Source organism: Flavobacterium ichthyis (assembly GCF_009915155.1).
In the GTDB taxonomy this organism is placed as follows: Bacteria; Bacteroidota; Bacteroidia; order Flavobacteriales; family Flavobacteriaceae; genus Flavobacterium; species Flavobacterium ichthyis.
In genome coordinates this window covers 28,398-51,433 of the sequence record NZ_JAABLM010000007.1, presented here as the reverse complement: position 1 = coordinate 51,433, position 23,036 = coordinate 28,398, and the positions used below count along the sequence as shown (strand labels likewise).

15 protein-coding genes are annotated in these 23,036 nt (G+C 34.7%); 12 read left to right on the top strand and 3 right to left on the bottom strand.

Going from position 1 to position 23,036, the window contains the following annotated elements:
- Positions 1-456 precede the first annotated feature (456 nt).
- The 4 genes from GV828_RS07015 (at position 457) to GV828_RS07000 (ending at position 6,913) form a co-directional block, all read left to right on the top strand.
- Positions 457-3,252, top strand: a complete 2,796-nt coding sequence (locus GV828_RS07015; RefSeq protein WP_166536774.1) for a GH92 family glycosyl hydrolase — start codon at positions 457-459, stop codon at positions 3,250-3,252.
- A 204-nt stretch (positions 3,253-3,456) separates the two neighbouring features.
- On the top strand, positions 3,457-4,872 hold the full coding sequence (locus GV828_RS07010) for a glycogen synthase (protein ID WP_166536773.1): 1,416 nt from the start codon (positions 3,457-3,459) through the stop codon (positions 4,870-4,872).
- A gap of 2 nt (positions 4,873-4,874) precedes the next feature.
- Positions 4,875-6,149: a glucose-1-phosphate adenylyltransferase gene (locus GV828_RS07005; protein ID WP_166536772.1), complete on the top strand. Its 1,275-nt coding sequence runs from the start codon at positions 4,875-4,877 to the stop codon at positions 6,147-6,149.
- Complete coding sequence (locus GV828_RS07000; protein WP_166536771.1) at positions 6,149-6,913, top strand: amidohydrolase; 765 nt, start codon at positions 6,149-6,151, stop codon at positions 6,911-6,913. The genes GV828_RS07005 and GV828_RS07000 overlap by 1 nt, the downstream gene beginning before the upstream one ends.
- A gap of 3 nt (positions 6,914-6,916) precedes the next feature.
- On the opposite strand, the gene GV828_RS06995 is transcribed toward GV828_RS07000, so the two are convergent.
- Both GV828_RS06995 and GV828_RS06990 read right to left on the bottom strand, forming a co-directional pair.
- Positions 6,917-8,518, bottom strand: a complete 1,602-nt coding sequence (locus GV828_RS06995; RefSeq protein WP_166536770.1) for an Ig-like domain-containing protein — start codon at positions 8,516-8,518, stop codon at positions 6,917-6,919.
- Between the two features lie 195 nt (positions 8,519-8,713).
- Entirely contained in the window at positions 8,714-9,394 is a 681-nt protein-coding gene (locus GV828_RS06990; RefSeq protein ID WP_166536769.1) for a ComF family protein, read from the bottom strand.
- A 326-nt stretch (positions 9,395-9,720) separates the two neighbouring features.
- Between GV828_RS06990 and GV828_RS06985 the strand changes: the two genes are divergently transcribed.
- The 6 genes from GV828_RS06985 (at position 9,721) to GV828_RS06960 (ending at position 16,699) form a co-directional block, all read left to right on the top strand.
- Entirely contained in the window at positions 9,721-11,262 is a 1,542-nt protein-coding gene (locus GV828_RS06985; protein ID WP_166536887.1) for a glycine--tRNA ligase, read from the top strand.
- A gap of 139 nt (positions 11,263-11,401) precedes the next feature.
- On the top strand, positions 11,402-12,130 hold the full coding sequence (locus GV828_RS06980; RefSeq protein WP_166536768.1) for a hypothetical protein: 729 nt from the start codon (positions 11,402-11,404) through the stop codon (positions 12,128-12,130).
- 314 nt (positions 12,131-12,444) lie between these two features.
- Positions 12,445-13,236, top strand: a complete 792-nt coding sequence (locus GV828_RS06975) for a LytR/AlgR family response regulator transcription factor (protein WP_166536767.1) — start codon at positions 12,445-12,447, stop codon at positions 13,234-13,236.
- A 181-nt stretch (positions 13,237-13,417) separates the two neighbouring features.
- Positions 13,418-13,882: a hypothetical protein gene (locus GV828_RS06970; RefSeq protein ID WP_166536766.1), complete on the top strand. Its 465-nt coding sequence runs from the start codon at positions 13,418-13,420 to the stop codon at positions 13,880-13,882.
- A 191-nt stretch (positions 13,883-14,073) separates the two neighbouring features.
- On the top strand, positions 14,074-16,047 hold the full coding sequence (locus tag GV828_RS06965; RefSeq protein WP_166536765.1) for a tetratricopeptide repeat-containing sensor histidine kinase: 1,974 nt from the start codon (positions 14,074-14,076) through the stop codon (positions 16,045-16,047).
- Positions 16,031-16,699 carry a response regulator gene (locus GV828_RS06960; protein WP_166536764.1) on the top strand — a complete coding sequence of 223 codons (669 nt, stop codon included), beginning with the start codon at positions 16,031-16,033 and terminating at the stop codon, positions 16,697-16,699. Before GV828_RS06965 ends, GV828_RS06960 begins: the two co-directional genes overlap by 17 nt.
- A gap of 419 nt (positions 16,700-17,118) precedes the next feature.
- Here the strand turns inward: GV828_RS06960 and thiL are convergent, their stop codons facing one another.
- Complete coding sequence (gene thiL, locus GV828_RS06955) at positions 17,119-18,165, bottom strand: thiamine-phosphate kinase (protein WP_166536763.1); 1,047 nt, start codon at positions 18,163-18,165, stop codon at positions 17,119-17,121.
- Positions 18,166-18,313: 148 nt separating this feature from the next.
- Here thiL and GV828_RS06950 point away from each other — a divergent pair, with 148 nt between their 5' ends.
- Both GV828_RS06950 and GV828_RS06945 read left to right on the top strand, forming a co-directional pair.
- The gene (locus tag GV828_RS06950; RefSeq protein WP_166536762.1) at positions 18,314-19,192 is read left to right on the top strand and encodes an ABC transporter ATP-binding protein; all 879 of its coding nucleotides are present in this window, start codon (positions 18,314-18,316) and stop codon (positions 19,190-19,192) included.
- A complete protein-coding gene (locus GV828_RS06945; RefSeq protein WP_166536761.1) occupies positions 19,192-22,830 on the top strand; it encodes an ABC transporter permease/M1 family aminopeptidase in 3,639 nt (1,212 codons plus the stop codon). The genes GV828_RS06950 and GV828_RS06945 overlap by 1 nt, the downstream gene beginning before the upstream one ends.
- Positions 22,831-23,036 lie beyond the last annotated feature (206 nt).

Genomic DNA, 23,036 nt, shown 5'->3' with positions numbered 1-23,036 from the left:
CAATCCCGCTTTTCGCTGCAATCCTTCGCATAAAAAATAAGTTTTCCTACTTGCAGGAGGAGCTTCTCCCCAGGATTCGGGAGTCGCTCTCCCGCTTCGGGAAAACTAAATTTTTTGTTGCTAAGGGATTTTCGCTTCAATCGGGGCTAGGAAAATAGGCAAAGTTGAGTGTTCGATGCTCAATGTTCATCGTTCAGTTTTAAAAAATTCTTGTTTAAAAATAGGTTTCTTAACCCTAAATTTTTTTACAAACTACCTTCCCCAACTTTCCAAACACAAAACCCACTTTATCCCATAGCCCTGATGCTGGTCCCGACGCTTCGTGAGGAGCTCGTGTGGCTTTAATTAAAAAAGGCACGCAGCGACTTCCGGCAGCAGGAAATGCGATCGCCGAAAATGCCGGAACTTTCGCTCTAAAACCAAACAAAAAAAATTATATTTGAAAAAACATCCACAATGAAATATTTCCCCCTTTTCTTTTTCATTTTCACAGCTGCAATTGCGCAAAAAAAATTTCAGCAGCATGTCAATCCATTCATTGGAACCGATGGTCACGGACATACTTATCCTGGCGCAACTGTCCCGTTTGGAATGGTGCAACTTTCACCTGATACTCGAATTGACGGAAGTTGGGATGGATGTTCGGGTTATCATTATTCGGATAAAACGATTTACGGATTTTCACATACGCATTTGAACGGAACAGGGGTTTCTGATTTTGGCGATATTTTGTTAATGCCCACGATGGGCGAACCGTCGTTTGATAATAAAATGTATTCTTCTACATTTTCGCATAAAAATGAAAAAGCTTCCGCAGGATTTTACAGCGTAAAATTAGACAAATACAATATTGACGTTCGTTTGACTACATCAACTCGTGTTGGATTTCATGAATATACATTTAATAATTCGGGTCAAGCCAATGTTATTTTGGACTTAAACCATAGAGACAAGTTATTATATGGCGATGTAAAAATTATTGACAATAAAACAATTGAAATTCTGAGAAGAAGTGAAGCTTGGGCAAAAGATCAATATGTTTATGCAAGAATTGAATTTAACGTTCCAATGAAAATTAGTAAATCGAAAGGAGATTCAAAACTTGAATTATTTTATAGAGGTTCAGAAGTTGCCATTAGTTTTTCAAAACAAGTCAAAAAAGGAGAAAAAATACTCGTAAAAGTGTCGCTTTCGCCAACCAGTTATGAAGGAGCAAAATTAAACAGTTCCGAAATCAAACATTGGGATTTTGAAAAAGTTAAGGCAGCAGCCGAGCAACTTTGGAACAAAGAGTTATCAAAAATTCAAATTACAGAAACCAATAAAGACAAGTTGGCTGTTTTCTACACGGCTTTATATCATACGATGGTTCAACCGAATATTGCGCAAGACATCGACGGAAAATATCGTGGTCGTGACAATAAAATTCACGTTGCCGAAAGATTTGATTACTATTCGGTTTTCTCGCTTTGGGATACATTTCGAGCAGCACATCCGTTATATACTTTGATTGATAAAAAACGAACTGCCGATTTCATCAATACGTTTCTGAAACAATACGAACAAGGCGGAAGATTGCCCGTTTGGGAATTGGCTTCCAATGAAACCGATTGCATGATTGGTTATCATTCGGTGTCAGTAATGGCAGATGCAATGGCAAAAGGAATCAAAGGTTTTGACTATGAAAAAGCATTCGAAGCTGCAAAACATTCAGCAATGTTAGATCATTTAGGTTTGGATGCTTATAAAAGACAAGGGTTTATTTCGATGGATGACGAACATGAAAGTGTTTCTAAAACCCTAGAATATGCTTATGACGATTGGTGTATTGCACAAATGGCGTTGCTTTTAAACAAAAAAGACGATTATGATTATTTCATGAAACGTTCTCAAAACTGGAAAAACATTTTCGATTGGAATACTGGTTTTATGCGACCAAAGAAAAACGGCGGTTGGGATAAACCATTTGATCCAAGAGAAATCAATAACAATTTTACCGAAGGAAATTCGTGGCAATATTCTTTTTTTGTCCCACAAGATATTCCCGGAATGATTGAAGCGTATGGCGGATACGAAAAATTTGAAGCCAAACTAGACGAAATGTTCAATTCCGAAAGCAAAACTACAGGACGAGAACAAGTTGATGTAACCGGATTAATTGGTCAATATGCGCATGGAAACGAACCAAGTCACCACATGGCATATTTGTACAATTACGTTGGAAAACCAGAAAAAACAACCGAAAAAGTTCATTACATTTTAAATAATTTCTACAAAAACACGCCAGACGGATTAATTGGAAACGAAGACTGTGGACAAATGAGCGCTTGGTATGTGTTAAGTTCGATGGGAATTTATTCGGTTACGCCTGGAAGTGGTGAATGGACAAAAACGACACCATATTTTGAAAAAGCAACAATCAATTTTGAAAATAAAGAACAGCTTACCATTTCCAAAAAAGGATTTAGAGGTTATTTAAAGGAAGTTTTAGCAAAAGCTGAAAATAATAACTCAGGTGAAATTATAATTCCTGTTCCAGGAATTCAAGCGCAAAGTAAATCGTTTAAGGATAAAATGCAAATTGAAATAAAATCTCAAAATCCAAAAGATTCTATCTATTTTTTTATAAGTGATTCTGACGATGAAACTGCTAAGAAAACATGGGTTTTATATGCTAAACCTTTTGAAATTCTACAAACTTCAACTATTTCTGCTTATGTAAAATGCAATGAAAATCAAAGTAACACAATATCCGCAACCTTCTTCAAAAAACCAAACAATTACACCATCGATACTAAATCAAAATACAATCCACAATATCATGCTGGCGGAAACGACGGTTTACTAGACGGAATTAACGGAACAACCAACTGGAGAAAAGGCGATTGGCAAGGTTATCAAAGTCAGGATTTTGAAGCAATTGTTGATTTACAGTCAGAGAAAAAAGTATCCAATTTCAGCGCAACTTTTCTTCAAGATCAACGTTCTTGGATAATGATGCCAACAAAAGTGGAATATTATAGTTCATCAGATAATGTCAATTTTACATTAATCACAACTGTTGCCAATGATGTTGATCCGAAAAAAGATGAAAACACCATTAAAGATTTCAATTTCACTTCATCTAAACCTATAAACGCAAGATACATAAAAGTGAAAGCCTACAATCTTGGAAAACTTCCTGAATGGCATTTAGGTTTTCCTTTTGATGGCGATGCTTTTATTTTCATTGACGAAATTACGATTAAGTAACATTTATTTAGTCTCAGATTACAACTACAAAATCACATATTTTAATTTTTAAAAATAATCCGTGCATTAGTGGTAAACTGATGAAGTGATGCTGAAGCAAAAATAAACATACTAAATAATAATCTTAAACAATTTTTAAATCTTCATTCAACATTATTTTCGGATTGTGAAATTTCCTATCTTTATGAAAACGTTTTAGTAACAATGGAAATTTTTCACCTCAGTGCCGAATGCTTCCCAGTTGCCAAAGTTGGCGGCTTGGCAGATGTAGTTGGTGCTTTGCCCAAATATCAAAAAAATTTAGGTCACGAAGCCTGCGTGATCATGCCTGGATACAATACTAAATTCGTTCGCGACAACAAATTTTCTGAAGTCTATTCTGGTGAAATTAAACTAGATGTTTTTACTTTTAATTACAAAATTTTACGCGAGGAAACAGATGTATTGGGTTTCAATCTTTATATTGTCGATATTCCCGAACTTTTTGCGCGTCCGGAAATTTATTCATACGATGATGATACCGAGAGATTTTTGGCGTTTCAAATTGCTTTTTTAAATTGGATAACTGAAACTAACCGGAAACCAGATATCGTACATTGCCACGATCATCATACTGGATTAATCCCATTTATGATGCGGTTTTGTTACGTTTACGATAATCTGAGCAATACCCCAACAATTTTAACCATTCACAACGGTCAATACCAAGGTTGGTTTGGTTTTGAAAAAATAAATTATATTCCTGAATTCAACAAACTAAAAATTGGATTTCTTGAGTGGAACCAAACTATCAATCCTTTGGCGACAGCCATAAAATGTGCCTGGAAAGTCACTACCGTTTCACCAAGTTATTTGGAAGAAATTACTTATAATGCTAACGGCCTCGAAGACCTTTTAAAGCATGAACGCAACAAATCTGTTGGGATTTTAAACGGAATTGACACCGAAGTTTGGAACCCAAAAACTGATGTAATGTTGCATAAAAATTATACTTTCAATGATTTTTCCGAAGGAAAATTATCGAACAAAAAACAATTATGTAAAGATTTTAATTTAAGCGAATCATTACCGCTTTTTACGTTTATCGGAAGATTGGTTGGTGAAAAAGGAGCTGATTTGCTGCCCGAAGTGGTGGAAATTGCCCTGCAAAAATTTTCCGGAAAATTAAACATCTTGCTTCTGGGTTCGGGCGAAAAATTAATAGAAAATCAATTGCAAAACTTACAAGAAAAATTTAAAAATAATTACAATTTATACATTGGTTACAACGAAAAATTAGCGCATCAGGTTTATGCCGCTGCTGATTTTTTACTAATGCCTTCTCGCGTAGAACCTTGCGGTTTAAACCAAATGTATTCCCTTCGTTACGGAACAATTCCAATTGTTCGCAGAACCGGAGGACTTAAAGATACCGTGATTGATATTGGAGACAACGGCTTCGGAATTTGCCATGATCAAACTTCTGTTGAAGACATTATTTATTCCATTTCTCGCGCCATTGAATTGTACCAAAACCAAGAAAAATTTTCCGAAATTCAAAAAACAGCCATGCAACTCGACCATTCCTGGAACAGTGCCGCAAAAAAATATACCGACGTTTACCAAACTTTAATCCATTAGCCATGAACAAAAACGCACTTGCCATTATCTTAGGTGGCGGACAAGGATCACGATTAGCACCACTTACCGAAAGCCGTTCAAAACCAGCGGTTCCAATTGCCGGAAAATACCGTTTGGTGGACATCCCGATTTCTAATTGCATCAATTCAAATATTAAAAGAATGTTTGTGTTGACTCAATTTAATTCGGCTTCGCTAAATCAACACATCAAAAACACCTACCAATTTAGCCATTTTAGCAACGCTTTTGTCGATATTTTGGCAGCAGAACAAACGCCTCACAATCCCACGTGGTTTCAAGGAACAGCCGATGCGGTTCGCCAATGTATGCAATATTTCATGAACCACGATTTTGATTATGCCTTGATACTTTCGGGAGATCAATTGTACCAAATGGATTTTAACGAAATGATTGAAGCCCATGAAAAAAATGGCGCTTCGATCACCATCGCCACTTTGCCAGTAAATGCTAAAGATGCTCCGGAATTTGGGATTTTAAAAACGGACGAAAATAGCTTCATAACATCTTTTATCGAAAAACCCCATGCAGATTTGCTACCCCAATGGACCTCAGACGTAAGCGATGAAATGAAATCCGAAGGCAGAAATTATTTGGCTTCAATGGGAATTTACATCTTTAATCGCGACTTGCTTGTGCAATTGATGGCAAATCCGGAAACGACTGATTTTGGTAAAGAAATTATTCCGCAATCCATCGGAAAAGAAAAAGTGTTGAGTTATCAATACGAGGGTTATTGGACCGACATTGGAAATATCGATTCGTTTTTCGACGCTAATTTAGGTTTAACCGATGACATTCCTAAATTCAATTTATTTCATAATTCGAGCAAAATTTACACCAGAGCCCGGACGCTTCCGCCCTCAAAAATCACAGGCGGAACTTTCATTGACAAATCCATTATTGCCGAAGGCTGTATCATCAATAATGCAAAAATCGAGCATTCCGTAATTGGTATTCGAAGCCGGATTGGTAAAGGATCAACCATTTCTAATACCTATATTATGGGAAATGATTTTTACCAAAATTTAGACGAAATCAATCATAATCTCGAACATAGTATTCCCAATTTAGGCATTGGAACCAATTGCGTAATCGACAACACGATTATCGATAAAAATTGCAAAATAGGGAATAACGTGGTTTTAAAAGGTGGCAAACATCTCGAAAATAAAAATTCGGCATTGTACACTATTAAAGACGGAATAATTATCATCAAGAAAAAATCAACCTTGCCTGACGGTTTTACAATAGAATAATGAACATTACTCTGATACAAACACATTTGGTTTGGGAAAACCCCAGTGCCAACCGAAAAAATTTTGAAGATAAAATTGAGTCTGTTTCTCCTGAAACAGACTTGATTGTTTTGCCTGAAACCTTTGCCACTGGTTTTACAATGCAACCTCAAAATGTAGCTGAAAATCCTGATGGCGAAACCGTAATTTGGTTACAAAAAATGGCAGCGAAAAAGAATGCGGCAATTGTAGGAAGTTTGGCAATCCAGGAAAATAATCGTTTCTACAATCGGCTTTATTTTGTTTTGCCTTCTGGCGAAATAACTATTTATAACAAGCGACATTTGTTTTCGTTAGCAGGCGAAGATGATATTTATACCGCCGGAAAAGAGAAGGTTATTGTTGATTATAAAGGTTGGAAAATTTGTTTGCAGGTTTGTTATGATTTACGTTTCCCGGTTTTTGCACGAAATACAGAAAACTACGATTTACTGTTGTACGTGGCCAATTGGCCGGACAAACGCATACAAGCTTGGAATATTTTGCTAAAAGCCAGAGCCGTAGAAAATTTGTGTTATGTAGTTGGTGTGAATCGTTTTGGTAAAGACGACCAAGGTTTTGAACATTCCGGACATTCTCAAGTGCTTGATTTTGCAGGCGAAGAAATTTTACCGCCGCAAACCACTGATGGTGTTTTTCAAATAAAAATCCCTAAAAAACCATTGCTGGATTTTAGGGAAAAATTTAATTTTTTAAACGATCGAGATCAGTTTCAAATTTTGTAATAATCAATGAGGTGGCAAAGTGACGCGTTCGTCAACGTCCCAATTCGCCCGGACAATAATATCCGAAGGATAAAAAATAATTTCTTCAGGTTGTCGCTTTTCGATAAAATTTCCGGTGTCCCAAACTTTATTTTTATTGTCATCATAAATAATTCTAATGGTGAAAGTATTGGGTTGCAATCCGTTAAAATCCAAAACTTTTTCCCCATCCGAATAACCCGAAGTCACTAATTCACCTTTGGGATCCGTAATTTCTACAATTACCGGAAACCGTTTTACATTTTCTAAAGTCAACCGAAGATTTCCATATTCGTTAAGATCTTGCGTTCCCAAGGAAAAAGAAAGTGTGTCATTTGGTCGTTCTAACAAATCGGTAAAAGCGCCTGGAAGTGCCGTAATCCGGAATCTTTCGAGCGGTTCGTGGGCAAAATCAAGCGTAATTTTTTGGTCAAAATCATTGTAAGAAGTTGTAAAATCCACTTGCGTAGAATCTTTTCTTAAAATAGTGATCTTCGATTTATCAATGTTTTCTACCGGGATTGACGAAGTAATGCTAAATTTTTCTCGAGGATGTAAAGTTCCGGAAATGTTTGGCGAAAAACTCAACGTATCGTTTTTCATGTTTTTCATTTTCACGGTAAACTCTTTTTCGAAATTATTTTTTTTGGCAAAAAGTTGAACTGAATCTGTTTTAATTGGTTTAAACCAAACTTGTAACGAATCCTGTTTTGGCATTTTGGTAATTTTTACCGGAATGTCTTGCGAACCGTTTTTTATCGAAATCAAAGCGTCTTTTCCGTTGCCTTCAATAGGTAAAACAATCCTGTTTCCCGAAGCCTGATAAGGTCTTGTGGCTTTAAATACCGGAATCTCGTTAAACAAACTCACGCTAAACAAAGTATCATTTGGAATTTGGATTAGTTTCGGGTGAAAACCAATTTTTTCTTTTTTCGATTCTAAACGATAATTATTGTTGAGGTCTTTCATGGCGACCAACAAATATTTTCCTTCCTTTAGATTTTCTAAAATAAACGTTCGGTTACTATCTAAAGTATTGGTAACATATCGCGGATTTTGCTTGTAAATCACGGAGTCATTATAAGTTTCGTTCACCTCATACAACATCACCGAAACATAATTCTCTACTTTTTTACTGTAAGCATCCTGAATGATTCCGCCTAATTTCAACGAATCTATATAACTTCCCGTTGAAAAAACATACTTAAACTGTTGGTACGGATTTCCCTCGTTATTATCCTGAATACTATTGCCAAAATTAAAACTATACGTAGTATTAGGTTGCAAAGTATCTTTAATCTTAATCTTGATAAATTTACTTGCGTTTGATGGCGAAACCATAGGAGCATATTTCATCGGAGGCGAAACAATCAGCTGTTTATTGATGTCTTTCAATTTCACATACTCGTTAAAGTTGATTCTAATTTCCTGAACATTAAAATCTGTACTAAAATTTTTCGGTACGCTTGACTGTAATACCGGAGCAATCGTATCTTTTAAACCACCCGTAATGTTTCCTCTTTTGGCACAACTTGCAAAAATCATTGCCAAGACAACCCACAAAAAAAAGATGTGTTTTTTCATCATCAAAAATAAAATGTGCCACAAAATAACAATTATATTCAGAGGAAACGAAATCTTTTAAGAATATATTTTTATGAAGCCATTTCCCGTCCCCGAAGCTTCGGGACTGCAATCTTTTTTTCCAAACGCCTTTTTCGGGCTGCAAAAATGCTTGTTGTTCAAAGATGGATTTCGCTTCTATCAACATTCGGGACGGGGCTAAAATTGTGCGAATGCCATTGTAATCACGCTCAATTTCGTGTCTGAAATTTTCTGAAGTTCTTTTGCGCAAGCTTCAATAGTAGCACCAGTAGTAATTACATCGTCCACTAACAAAATATGTTTTCCCGAAAAATTTTCGAAATCATCTACCCCAAACAAATCTCTACGAATTTCCGTTCGGGCAAATAAATTTTTAAAAGTTTGTGTTTTAGTATTAAAGTTCCGGTGTAAAACCGTGTCGTTGTATTCGCAATTTAAATTTTGAGCAATCGTCCGACCAAAAGTCTCCACCTGATTATAACCACGTGATTTTAATTTTTTGGGATGTAACGGCACCGGAACTACTACATCTACTTTTGGCAAATGATATTGAAACATTTCATTAATAATCCATTCGCCTAAAAAATAGCCAACTTCCTGATGTTGTCTATATTTTAAATTGTGAATAAGCTGTTGTACAATACCTTGTTTGTGAAAATATAATAAAGATCCGCCAAATTCAAGTTCGATTCTACCGTAAAATTTTTTAGTAAATTCATTTTCAGTTGAGAAAAAATGCGAAGTCAAAGGAATTTCGTGTCGGCAGGCTGTGCAAAGCACAATTTCACTTGCAAGCATCAATCCGCTGCAGCCCAAACACGACTTTGGGAAAAATAAATCGAAAAAATAATTCTTCATGGCGTGTAAATCTTTGTAAATCAGCAATAAATTTAATGAAAAATAATGTAATCTATGCAGAAAAAATGTAAGCCACGAATTGCAGAAGAAACAAATTCCAATAATAAAATGGCTTCGCCAGTTCGCTAACCGCTCGAGTCCAAATTCCAACGGAGAATCAAAAAAATCTTTTAATCTGTGGTAAAAAATAAAAGGCAAAAGAAAATTTCGTGCATTAGTGGATAGAAACCGCTACAAATTCACGAATTAAACAAGCAATTTCTAGAAAATACAACCCCAAATTTGGACGATTGAAAATTACGTTAAATTTTTTCTATTTTTGCAGTATGGCAAAACAAGACGATCAATTTAAGAACATCATTTCGCATGCAAAAGAGTACGGATTTATATTTCCGTCGAGCGAAATTTATGACGGTTTAAGCGCCGTTTACGATTATGCACAAAACGGTGTAGAACTCAAAAAAAATATCCGTGAATATTGGTGGAAATCAATGGTTCAGATGAACGAAAATATTGTAGGAATTGATGCCGCAATATTGATGCATCCTACAACTTGGAAAGCTTCAGGACATGTGGATGCCTTCAACGATCCTTTAATTGACAACAAAGACTCTAAAAAAAGATATCGTGCGGATGTTTTAATTGAAGATTATGCCGAAAAATTAAATCAAAAAGCACAAAAAGAAATCGAAAAAGCACGAGCCAGATACGGTGAAGCTTTTAACGAACAAGAATTTATCGGGACTAATGCAAGAGTGGTAGAATACAAAGCCAAACAAAGAGAAATTTTGGAGAGAATGGCACGTTCATTAGAAACTGAAAATCTCGCCGATGTAAAAGCTTTAATCGAAGAATTAGAAATTGCCGATCCGGAAACAGGCTCTAAAAATTGGACAGATGTAAAACAATTTAACCTAATGTTTGGGACTAAGTTAGGAGCTTCTGCCGAGAATGCTATGGATTTATACCTTCGACCTGAAACCGCTCAGGGAATTTTTGTCAACTTCTTAAACGTTCAAAAATCTGGTAGGATGAAAATTCCTTTTGGGATTGCACAAACTGGAAAAGCCTTTAGAAACGAGATTGTGGCAAGACAGTTTATCTTCCGCATGCGCGAATTTGAACAAATGGAAATGCAATTTTTTGTAAAACCAGGCGACGAGATGAAATGGTACGAGTACTGGAAAACTACACGCTTGAATTGGCATTTGTCATTAGGTTTGGGTCAAGCCAATTACCGTTTTCACGACCATGAAAAATTAGCACATTATGCAAATGCTGCAGCGGATATTGAATTTAATTTTCCTTTTGGGTTTAAAGAATTAGAAGGAATTCACTCGCGTACAGATTTTGATTTAAAAGCACACGAAGAATTTTCCGGTAAGAAAATGCAATATTTTGACACCGAAGAAAATAAAAATTACACGCCTTATGTGGTGGAAACTTCGGTAGGTTTAGACAGGATGTTTTTAGCGGTATTTGCAACTTCGTTAAAAGAGGAAACTTTAGAAGATGGTTCAACCAGAACAGTATTACAATTGCCAAGTGTTTTAGCTCCAACAAAAGCAGCCGTTTTGCCATTGGTTAAAAAAGATGGATTACCTGAAGTTGCCAAAAAAATAATTGAAGATTTACGATGGGAGTTTAATGTGGCTTACGACGAAAAAGATGCAGTAGGAAGACGTTATAGAAGACAAGACGCCTTAGGAACTCCGTTTTGCATTACCGTGGACCATCAAACCATAGAAGATGAAACTGTCACTATTCGATACCGTGATACGATGCAACAGGACCGCGTAAAAATTTCTGAATTAAAAGATATTATCAACCGAGAAGTTTCAATGAAACATTGGTTAATGAAAATGTAATTCAGGAAATTTTCAGAAAATATAGAACCGTCAGGAAGATTTTTCAGGACGGTTTTTTTACGTTTTAATTTTATCTATAAAGATTGTTTCTTTTTTGTGAAAAAAATATATATTTGGCATCAATTAATATTATTTTAACATGAAAAAAACCTTATTATCAATTTCAATTTTGGCTACGGTATTGGTAGCCGGATGTAGTGGATCTAACTCCGACGAATTTGAGGATGCCAATGGAAATGCTGTGGCGAGATACATTCGAACATTAAATGCTTCAAGCACTGATGGTCCTGAAACCATTGTATTTAATTATGACGCCTCTGGTAAAGTGATTAGCGTGGAAAACGGATCTGAAAGTAGCGCTTTAGTTTATGAAAATAATAATCTTACAAATATTACCGGCGACGGCGATGTATTTGCTATTGCAGAATTGTACCAGGCACCATATCAAGCATACGATGTGGGCGAAGTTTTAAATTATGATTCAAAAGGTAACCCAGTAATGTTGAGACTATTTGAGGAAGATTACAATGGAAATATCGAAGAATACAGAGCGGAGGTAACTTACGATAACAAACCATTTTTTGGCTATCACACTTTAAAAGCGGCTGGGGTCATTGATGTTTTAGATAGAGTAGAACTTAATTTGAATATGCAAAGCTTGCCTGAAGAAATTGTTAGGGCCAAAACAATGTTGCCCGTAAATAACACAACAAAAGTAGTTGTTAAAAATTTGCAAGGACAAATTGTATCAACGGTGTTAACTAGTTATGCCTATAATGCTGATAATTATCCAATTTCTGCTACAATGGTTGTAACTGATGATAGTGGAGAAACTTCAACTGAAACATTTAACTTTACCTATAGATAAAATTTAGTAAATTAATAAGTAAAAGGCTTCATCACTAGATGAAGCCTTTTTTTATACCGTTTATCGAATATAATTGCTTTTTAACGTATTGTTACCTTAAAACTTTTTTGATTTTAACAAGAAAATTATATTTGTTTTTGGAGAATATTTAACAATAGTTAGCAATTATAAAAAATTAATTATTGTAATTTACCAGAACAGTTATTTTTGTGCAAGTTCCCCAACTCCCACAAAAATAGCTTAACCCCATTGCTCTGACAAAATTCCCCTTGCATCAGCAAGAAGTCCAAAAACAAATTTTGTAAAGCAATTTAATGAAGTATCACTACGTTATCATCAACGATGACCAAGATCGGGTTATGGAAATTCGTCGGATTGCCGATGCATTTCCACAGCTTCAATTTAAGGGTGATGCACATAACTTCAATGACGGAATTGACTTAGTATTAGAGCAAAAACCTCAAATTGTTTTTCTCGAAATTACTCCAAATACATCCCAGAGCCAACTCTCACTCCATTTTATAAGCGAACTCCATCGCTTCCTGTTGAAGGTACCTGAGATTTTTGTTACCTCTAAGAATGTTAATCAAGCATTTGAGGCCATCAAATATGGTGTTCATGATTACATCTTATTTCCTTACCAAAAAACAGACATCAGAAAGGCAATTTTAAGATTGGAGAAAAAGAACCAAATTGTTCAGCCGATTGAACCTACAGAACCTATTGTGGTAATTGAAGATGAAATTATGGCTAACAAAGAAAAACCGCTTACATTTTGCCTAAAATCATATGGAGATTACCGGTATTTTCAATCGGACGAGGTATTGTACTTAAAAGCAGACAATAATTCTACTGATATTTTCCTAGAAAACGGTGAAACGCTCACAGCTTTTAAAACCTTAAAGCACTTTGAGCAGATACTTCCAAAAAATTTTCATCGAATTCACAACAGCTATATTGTTAATATGGAGAAGATTTCGCGTATTCAAATGGGAAATGCATTCATTTATGTAAAAAATGAAAAAATCCCTTTTTCAAAATCTTATAAAGAAGCAATTGAAAATATCATTGATTTAATTGCAAAGCATAATTACCGCGAATTATAAAATTCCAAATTCTCTCAAATTCGGTTCATCTACTCATACAATTGTGTCATCTACTAAACGGCTGAAAAATGCAAGATAATTCTTATACAAAGTATTTAGTTTTACACCGAGAAAGTTAAAGAACTTTCGTTTTCAAAAAACATTTAGTACCACAATTGTAACCCAAAAAAACAACATAATCATGAGAAAAGCTATTGTAACTTTAGGATTATTTTCATTAGTAGTATTAACATCTTTCACCAACAATGACAACATTGAAAAGGGTGATGGCAAAACGAGTGGCGGTAATGGAGGCGGAACTCAGGTGATAGGTGGAAACAAGAAATTAGATGATTATGCTAATTACCGTGAAAGTGGCGGTAATGGAGGTGGAACTCAAGTAATTGGAGGAAATAAAAAATTAGACGATTACGCTTACAGTAATGAAAGTGGCGGTAATGGAGGTGGAACTCAAGTAATTGGAGGGAATAAAAAATTAGACGATTACGCTTACAGTAATGAAAGTGGCGGTAATGGAGGCGGAACTCAAGTAATTGGAGGGAATAAAAAATTAGACGATTACGCTTACAGCAATGAAAGTGGCGGTAACGGTTGCGGAACTCAAGTAGTAGGAGGAAACAAAAAATTAGATACTTACTTAGCTTAGTAATGTAGAAAAATATTGAATTCTAAAGGTAGACAATTTGTCTACCTTTTTTCTTTATAATAGATTTTATTTTTTCATTCATTTTTTTCTTACATTTGACGGCAAACGCCCTCAAGTTGAAAAGAATTTCCCTACTTTTTATACTTTTTTATACTTTTAGTTGCTCTAATAGTACTAAAAATGGTAGCGATTTGGCTGTCCAAGATAGTATTTCTATTCAATTAGAAAAGGCAACTGACCTTTCTTATTCTCGTGAAGATCGGCTCGAAAGCAATAATAAAGCTTTTGAATTATTACTCAAAAATCAAAATGATTCACTAAATAGGGTTAACCTTTTTAGAGTAGCTAATCGTTTTTTTAATCTAAACGATTACAAAGGTTACAAAGAAAGTACTAAGCAAGTTTTAGTACGTTCAATAGACGACAATGATAGCATTTCTACCGCTAAAGCCTATAATTATTTAGGGGATTTTTACTCATCTTCTGCAAGTAAAGATAGCGCTTATACTTTTTACAGGAAAGCTGAAAAACTTTATAAAAAATTTGGTGACCAAATTAATTTAGGACAGGTTTATATCAATATTGCTGTAGTCAAAAGTTACGAGAAAGATTATTACGGTGCAGAAGTATCTGCGATTCAGGCGTTAAATACGTTACGAGACACTAAGCAAATAGACAAGATTTACGAGGCAAATAATGTATTGGGATTTATTTCGTTCGAGCTACAAGACTATCAAAAATCGATAGAATATCATACCAAGGCTTTGGAACTTGCACGCCAAAACGACTCAAAAAATGAGTATCATTTGGTATCAACATCACTTAATAATTTGGGAAGTGTTTATCAAGCACAAGAACAATTCGGTTTAGCAAAAAAAATGTTTCAAAACGGATTAAACGATAGAGGTCTGCTGATTGACAAGCCAATTCTATATGCAGCCTTATTGGATAACTTGGCATATTCAAAGTTCAAATTAAACGATACTAAAGATCTCCCAGAACTGTTTTACCAATCCCTAAAAGTTCGGGATAGTTTGAATTTTACAGATGCAATCTACAGCAACATTCACCTCTCAGAATATTATTTGGCAGAAGGAGATACCGCAAAATCAATTGATTACGCAAAAGAAGCTTTACGTGCCTCGCGTGAAACTAAAGTGCACCAAGATATTTTAAGTGCTTTAAAAAACTTGGGTAAGGTCGATAAAAATAATGCAGTTGCTTATAATGAAGAGTACATTAAACTCAACGACAGCTTACAACAAGCTGAACGCAAAGCCAAGGAAAAATTTGCCCGAATTGAATTTGAAACTGATGAAATTATCCTGAAAAATGACAGGTTAACTGAACAAAACCGTACAATTTTATACATCTTTATAGTTGTAATGCTCATAGGATTGCTGCTATTTATCATCAAAAACCAACGAACAAAAACCCGCGAGCTTATCCTAAAACAAGCCCAGCAAAAAGCAAATGAGGAAATTTATAGTCTCATGCTATCTCAACAGTCGAAGATTGAGGAAGGAAGGATTTTTGAGAAAAAAAGAATTGCACAAGAGCTTCACGACGGAATTTTAGGACGATTATTCGGTGCCAGATTAAACCTAGATAGTCTTAATAAACGCATTGACCAAGAAGCGGCTCAAAACAGAAAACAATTTTTAGAAGAACTTAAAATTATAGAGCAAGACATTCGCGAAATTTCTCATGATTTGAACCGTGAAAAATTTGCACTCAATAATAACTTTGTGGGCATTGTAAATAACTTGATTGATCAACAAGAAAATATTTCTGAGGCCCACCTCGATTTTACTTTTGATCCCGAAATACCATGGGATAAAGTACACAACAATATTAAAATTAACCTTTATAGAATTCTTCAAGAATCATTACAAAACATTAATAAATATGCCAACGCAAACAATATTATTGTCGACTTAAAAAACCACGATAATATGATTTTACTAACTGTTTCAGATGACGGAAAAGGATTTTCACCAGAGAAAAAAAGCAAAGGAATAGGGTTGCAAAATATGATTTCTCGTGCCGAATCTTGCGGCGGTAACATCCACATTGAGTCATCCCCTAAAAAAGGAACCACAATCTTATTGACAATACCCAAAGTACCTAATCCCCAAACTCAACAAGATGACAAAAAAAATTAACATTTTAATCGTTGATGACCACCCATTCATCATCGAAGCTTACAAGAATACTATTGCAGGCTACCACCCCACAGAATACGAATTTTCGACAACACAAGCAAACAACTGCAAATCTGGTTACGATATTTTAGTAAATCCCCAAGTAACAAACTTTGATGTAGCATTTTTTGACATTAGCATGCCACCCTATCCTGAAAAAAATATCCTCTCAGGAGAAGATTTGGCTAAGCTAATCAAGAATTTACAGCCAAATTGCAAAGTAATATTATTAACGATGCATACTGAATCGCTTAAAATAAATAATATTATTAAAAATATTAATCCTAACGGGCTGATTATCAAAAACGATCTCACATTTGATGAATTGTTATTAGCTTTTGATAAAATTATTAAAGGAGAAACGTATTATAGTCAAACCGTAATGAAATTTGTTACGCAACCTAAAACTATAGGCATTAATGTTGACGAACTCGATTTGCAAATTTTGTATCACTTATCTCGAGGCGTCAAAACCAAAAATTTACCCTTGCACACGCCACTTTCTTTAAGTGCTATTGAAAAAAGAAAACTCAACTTAAAAGATCAATTTAATATAAAAGGTAACGATGATGAAGCTTTAATTGCCGAAGCTAGAACACGCGGATTAATATAAAATATTAATGTTACAAAATACCCTATAAAATTGAAAACAAAAAACTGTTTATTTAGGCGAATCAATTTTTTTTATTTTTTATAAACCAAAATTTAACTTTTTACGTATTTTTATCAAACCGCCATTCAGACCTTATACCACAAAACACAATTTCCCCTTTTTGATTCCCCAGAATTAAAATTATTAACTTACATCAATTAAAAAAGCAGCGCCAAAAACGCTGCTTTTTTAATTGTGGTTTTACCGTAAAAAATTTGCGGTTTTACCGTAACCTGCTTTTAATCAAAGTGTTTTATCTTTACAAAAGTTAAATGTTAATCCAAAAACATAACACAAATCCCTTTTTCCCCAAATCAGGATATTTGTATTTTTAACCCCAAAAGATAAAAAAAGTGGTGACCCCCATTCATCACTTTTTTTTATTCCGAAAGCGCATTCCAGCCTCTTGCTTTCAATTCAATTTTTGTGTTTGCTCGCGTAATTAAATGTATTCCTTCAGAATTTTCTGTCATGTGACCAATCACTGTGAAGTTAGGATTACCTTTTATTTTATCAAAATCATTCATTGAAATCGTAAACAACAATTCGTAATCTTCGCCACCATTAATAGCCACCGTTGTACTATCAATATTAAATTCTTCACAAACATTAATAAACGAGGGGTCAAGTGGTAATTTTTCTTCAAATAAATTACAACCTACATTACTTTGCTTGCACAAATGCATAATTTCTGACGAAAGTCCATCAGAAATATCAATCATAGAAGTTGGTTTTATTTCCAAAGCAAATAACAAGGTGCGAATGTCTTTTCGAGCCTCTGGCTTCAATTGACGTTCAATGATATAAGTGTAAGGGTCTAAATCCGGCTGGTTATTTGGGTTCACTTGAAACACCTGTTTTTCTCTTTCTAAAACTTGTAATCCCATGTAAGCTGCTCCTAAATCGCCTGTAACTACAAGCAAATCATTTGGTTTTGCTCCATTTCTGTAAACAATTTCGTGGTCTTCAGCCTCGCCAATTGCAGTAATGCTAATGATTAATCCTTTTTGTGAGGAAGTTGTATCACCACCAATTACATCTACATTATATTCTTTGGCCGCCAAATTAATTCCAGAGAAAAGTTCGTCTAAAGCTTCAAGCGGAAATCGATTAGAAACCGCTACAGATACCGTGATTTGCGTAGGGTTAGCATTCATCGCAAAAATATCCGAAACGTTAACCACCACAGCTTTATAACCCAAATGTTTCAACGGCATGTAGGAAAGGTCAAAATGAACGCCTTCAATCAGCAAATCAGTCGAAACAATGGTTTTTTTATTTTTAAAATCTAAAACAGCAGCATCATCGCCAATTCCTTTTATGGTTGAGGTATGGCTTACGCCAAAGTTTTTCGTAAGGTGTTCAATTAGTCCAAATTCGCCTAATTGAGAAATGCTGGTTCTGGGTTGATTTTTATCTTCAATCATTATTTTAAATTTTAAGAATGGCAAAGATACAATTTGAAAACGGGTTTAGAAATAATGAAAATTCTTACTTATAATTCTTAAAAACCTGTAACAAAAATCGGTAACTTGCCACTTATCATTTAAATCTTCAACCAAAACTCTTTATTTTATGAGACTGAAAATAAATAATTTAAGCAAAACGTATTCTAACGGTGTCAAAGCACTCGACAATTTAAACCTCGAAATCGGTTCGGGAATGTTTGGACTTTTAGGGCCAAATGGTGCCGGAAAATCTTCGCTCATGCGTACAATCGCGACCTTGCAGAAACCTGATTCGGGCAGTATTTTTTTTGATGACATCAATGTTTTAGAAGATAATAATTCATTGCGAAAAATATTAGGCTACCTTCCGCAGGAATTTGGAGTTTACCCTAATCTTTCGGCTCAAAAATTATTGGATTATTTTGCCCAATTGAAAGGAATTGCAAAAGCTTCGGACAGAAAAAAAATTATCAGAGAAGTTTTGGAAGTGACCAATTTATGGGAAGTAAGAAATAAAAGTGTAAGTGGTTATTCTGGTGGAATGAAACAGCGTTTTGGGATTGCGCAATTGCTTTTGAACAACCCAAAATTAATTATTGTGGACGAACCAACTGCCGGTTTGGATCCTGCCGAAAGACATCGTTTTTTAAATGTTTTGAGAGAAATTGGAACAAATCACACGGTTATTTTTTCCACTCACATTGTGGATGATGTGAGAGAATTATGCCACGAATTGGCAATATTAAATGGTGGACAAATTCTTTTTAGAGGAACTCCAGACCAGGCCGAAGCAGAGCTGGAAGGAAAAATCTGGATGAGAATCATCGAGCGTGAAGAATATGACGATTTTTCAAAGCAATTCAATATTATTTCTTCAAATTATAATCAAAATAACACGCTAAATATTCGTGTTTTGAGCGAATTTCAACCAAACGAAACTTTTGTTCAGGCAAAACCTCAGTTAGAAGATGTATATTTTGTAGCACTTAAAAAAGAAACTGTATAATGCTGGGCACTATTTTTTCATTCGAATTTAAAAGATGGTTTAGAGGATTTCCTTTTTACATCTATTTTGCGGTTTTTTTCCTGCTCTCGTTTTTCTTGATGGCAGATGCAGTTGGGTATTTTGATAGTTTTTCTACAACTACTGCCTCTAATACCATTGTAAACTCGCCATTGGCAATTAACGGAATCATTGGTTCGTTAAGTCAACTGATTTATTTTATTGTGCCAACAGTGATTGGTGCAACGGTTTACCGAGATTTTAAATACAATACCCATACGGTTTTATATTCTTATCCGTTTAATAAATTTGATTATTTGGTAGGAAAATTTCTCAGCGGATTTTTTATCACAGTTTTAATCACTTTTTCAATTGGATTAGCATTTTTGTTGGCAACAGCTTTACCTTTTGCAAATCCCGATTTATTAGGCCCCATCAATATTGGCGCATATTTTCAGGCTTATGCCATTTTTGTAATTCCCAATATTTTCTTCATTGGGATGATTATTTTTACGTTGGTTACGCTTACGCGAAATGTGTACATCGGATTTATTTTTGTCATTGTATTATTTGTGTTCCAAGGACTTTTAGGCAATTTAACCAATGACATGGAAAATAAATTTACGGCTGCATTAGTTGAGCCTTATGGAATGGAAGCGTTAAGTTATGTAGTAAAATACTGGACGGTTGATGAACAAAACGTGAGAGATATTCCATTTGAAAATGTGATTTTATACAACCGTTTGATTTGGATTGGGGTTGGACTCTTATTTTTTATCATCTTGTATTTTACTTTTTCGTTTAGCTTTTCGGCGATTACTTTTAGACGGGCGAAAAAAGCGGAACGAGTTGTTAAAAATAACTTCGGAAGCATTATCAGAATCAATTTGCCAAAAGTAGATTTCGATTTTTCTTTTGGTCAAAACTTAAAAACCGCCTGGAACTTATCCAATATTGAGTTGAGGTTTATTACCAAAAGCTGGATTTTTATTACGATTGTAGCCATTTTGATGATTTTTATTCTCATTTCAGGTTACACATTAGGACAAGAACTTTACGGGACATCGACCTATCCGGTAACTTGGAAAGTATTAGATATGATGGGGTTTTTTATAAGTTTGTTTACCAGAATCCTCATCATGTTGTTCGCCGGATTTTTGTTACAACATTCCGCCAACAGCCGCATAAATTATTTGGTCGATTCTACGCCAATTCCAAACTGGACGTTGTTTCTTTCTAAGTTTTTGGCGTTGCTCAAAATGACTTGCATTTTACTTCTTGTAGGAATTTTTTCTGGAATGTTGGTGCAAACTTATTTAGGTTATTACAATTTCGAAATTTTACATTACATCAAAGAATTATTCGGATTTAAATTAATTGATTTGGTAATCTTGATGCTGTTTTCGCTTTTTGTGCAATCACTTTTCAAAAATTATTTGGTAGGATTTTTTGCGATTTTAGTTTTGCTGCTTATCCTTCCCGGAATCAGTGCACTTGGAGTGGAACATCCGGTTTATTTATTCAATTCGGGACCAGGTTACAGCTATAGCGACATGAATGGTTACGGTACTGTTCGTAGCTTTTTTATCTTCAAAATTTATTGGTTACTATTAGTTTTGGCGCTTTACGGCATTGGACTTTTATTTTTCAGACGAGGCATTCTTTCCGGAATCAAAGAACGTTTTAAAGTGGCAGGAAAAAGAATGCGTTCTGCCGTTTTATTGCCAACAATCTTAGCATTAGTACTTTTTGTTTCGCTCGGATTTGCGATTTATCGCTTAGATACTAAAAGCCGTCCGTTTTACACTTCGCAGGAAATTGAATTGCAACGAGTAGATTTTGAAAAAAAATATAAAAAATACGAAAAAAGTCCGCAACCGAGAATTGTAGATGTAAAAGTGGATATGGAAATTTTCCCAGAAGAACGAAATTACAAAGCTTCGGTAAACTATGTGATGGTAAACAAAACCGGAAAAAATATCGATTCGTTATTTTTAAATTATGGCAATAATCTAAAGACAATTACTTTTTCATTGCCAAATAAGATGGTTTTAAATGATACTGTAATGGATTTCAATATTTACAAATTGGAAAAAACCATGCTTCCTGGCGATTCGATGCGAGTAAATATTATGGTTCAAAACGAAAAAAATACTTTGCTCGAAGACCGTTCTCCAGTAATTGAAAACGGAACTTTTATTAATAATTTTATTTTCCCGGCATTTGGATATTCTGAAGAATCCGAAATCATTGATAATGACATCAGAAAGAAATATAATTTGGCACCAAAAGAAAGAATGGCAGCCACCAATGATTCCATCGCAAGGCAAAATACTTACATTTCTAACGATGCCGATTGGATTACATTTGAAACAACCGTAAGTACTTCGGGAGACCAAACGGCTATTGCTCCAGGATATCTTCAGAAAAAATGGGAAAAAGACGGCCGCAATTATTTCCATTATAAAATGGATCAAAAAATGCTGAATTTTTATGCGTTTAATTCCGGTAGATACGAGGTAGCTCGCGACAAATGGAATGATGTAAATCTCGAAATCTATTACCACGAAGGTCACGATTATAACCTGAATAGAATGATGGATGCCATTAAAAAATCACTTACCTATTATTCTGAAAATTTTAGTCCGTATCAACACAAACAGGTGCGAATCATAGAGTTTCCTAAAACCATGGGAACGTTTGCACAATCATTTGCTAACACAATTCCTTTTTCTGAAGCCATTGGATTTATTGCCAACGTAGATGAAGAAGATCCAAATGCTGTTGATTATCCATTTTCAGTAATTTCTCACGAAGTGGCGCATCAATGGTGGGCTCATCAGGTCATTGGCGCTAATGTAAAAGGAGCAACCTTGTTGTCAGAATCTTTGTCAGAATATAGTTCGCTTAAAGTTTTGGAACACAAATATGGTAAAGCCCAAATGCGAAAATTTTTGAAAGACGCGCTTGATAGTTATTTGATGGGACGAACTTGGGAGTGGAAAGAGGAAAATCCGTTGATGTTTAATGAAAACCAGCAGTACATTCACTATAATAAAGGTTCGCTGGTTTTATATGCCATGAGTGATTTTTTAGGCGAAAAATATTTCAATAATATTTTGAAAGATTTTATTAAAGAAGTGGCTTTCCAAGAAGCACCTTACACGAATTCAATTGAATTTGTGAATCATATTAAAGCCAAAACTCCAGCTGATTTACAATATTTGGTAGAAGATATGTTTGAAACTATTACACTTTACGACAATAAAGTGGACAAAGCGAGTTTTAAAAAATTGCCAAACGGAAAATATGAAGTGGATGTTACCTTTTTTGTATCAAAATACCGTTCAACTCCCAAGGGAAAACAAGTTTATACTGATGCCAAAGGGAATACTTTGAAAGGCAATAAAAAAGCACAATCTTACCCTTTGAACGACTACGTTGAAATAGGAGTTTTTGGCGAAAAAATCAAAAAAGGCGATTATGAATTAGAAAATGAATTGTATTTAAAAAAATACAAGATTAACAAAATTAATAATCGAACAACCATTGTGGTAGATCAAAAACCGGTGGAAGTTGGCGTAGATCCTTACAACAAACTCATCGATACAAAATCAGACGATAACAGACAAAAACTGTAGTACGTGTCAATTTTTTAAACCAAAAAACCGGATGAATTTAATTGTCCGGTTTTTTTTGTTTTTAAATTTTCAGCTACAGATTTCAAATTTTTATTACAAAAATAAATTTCAATTTAAATCTCAGAAAAATCTTTTAATCTTTGGCAAAAAACAACCACAAATTCAAGAATAAAAAATTCGAGAATTCGTGGCGAAACAACAAAAAA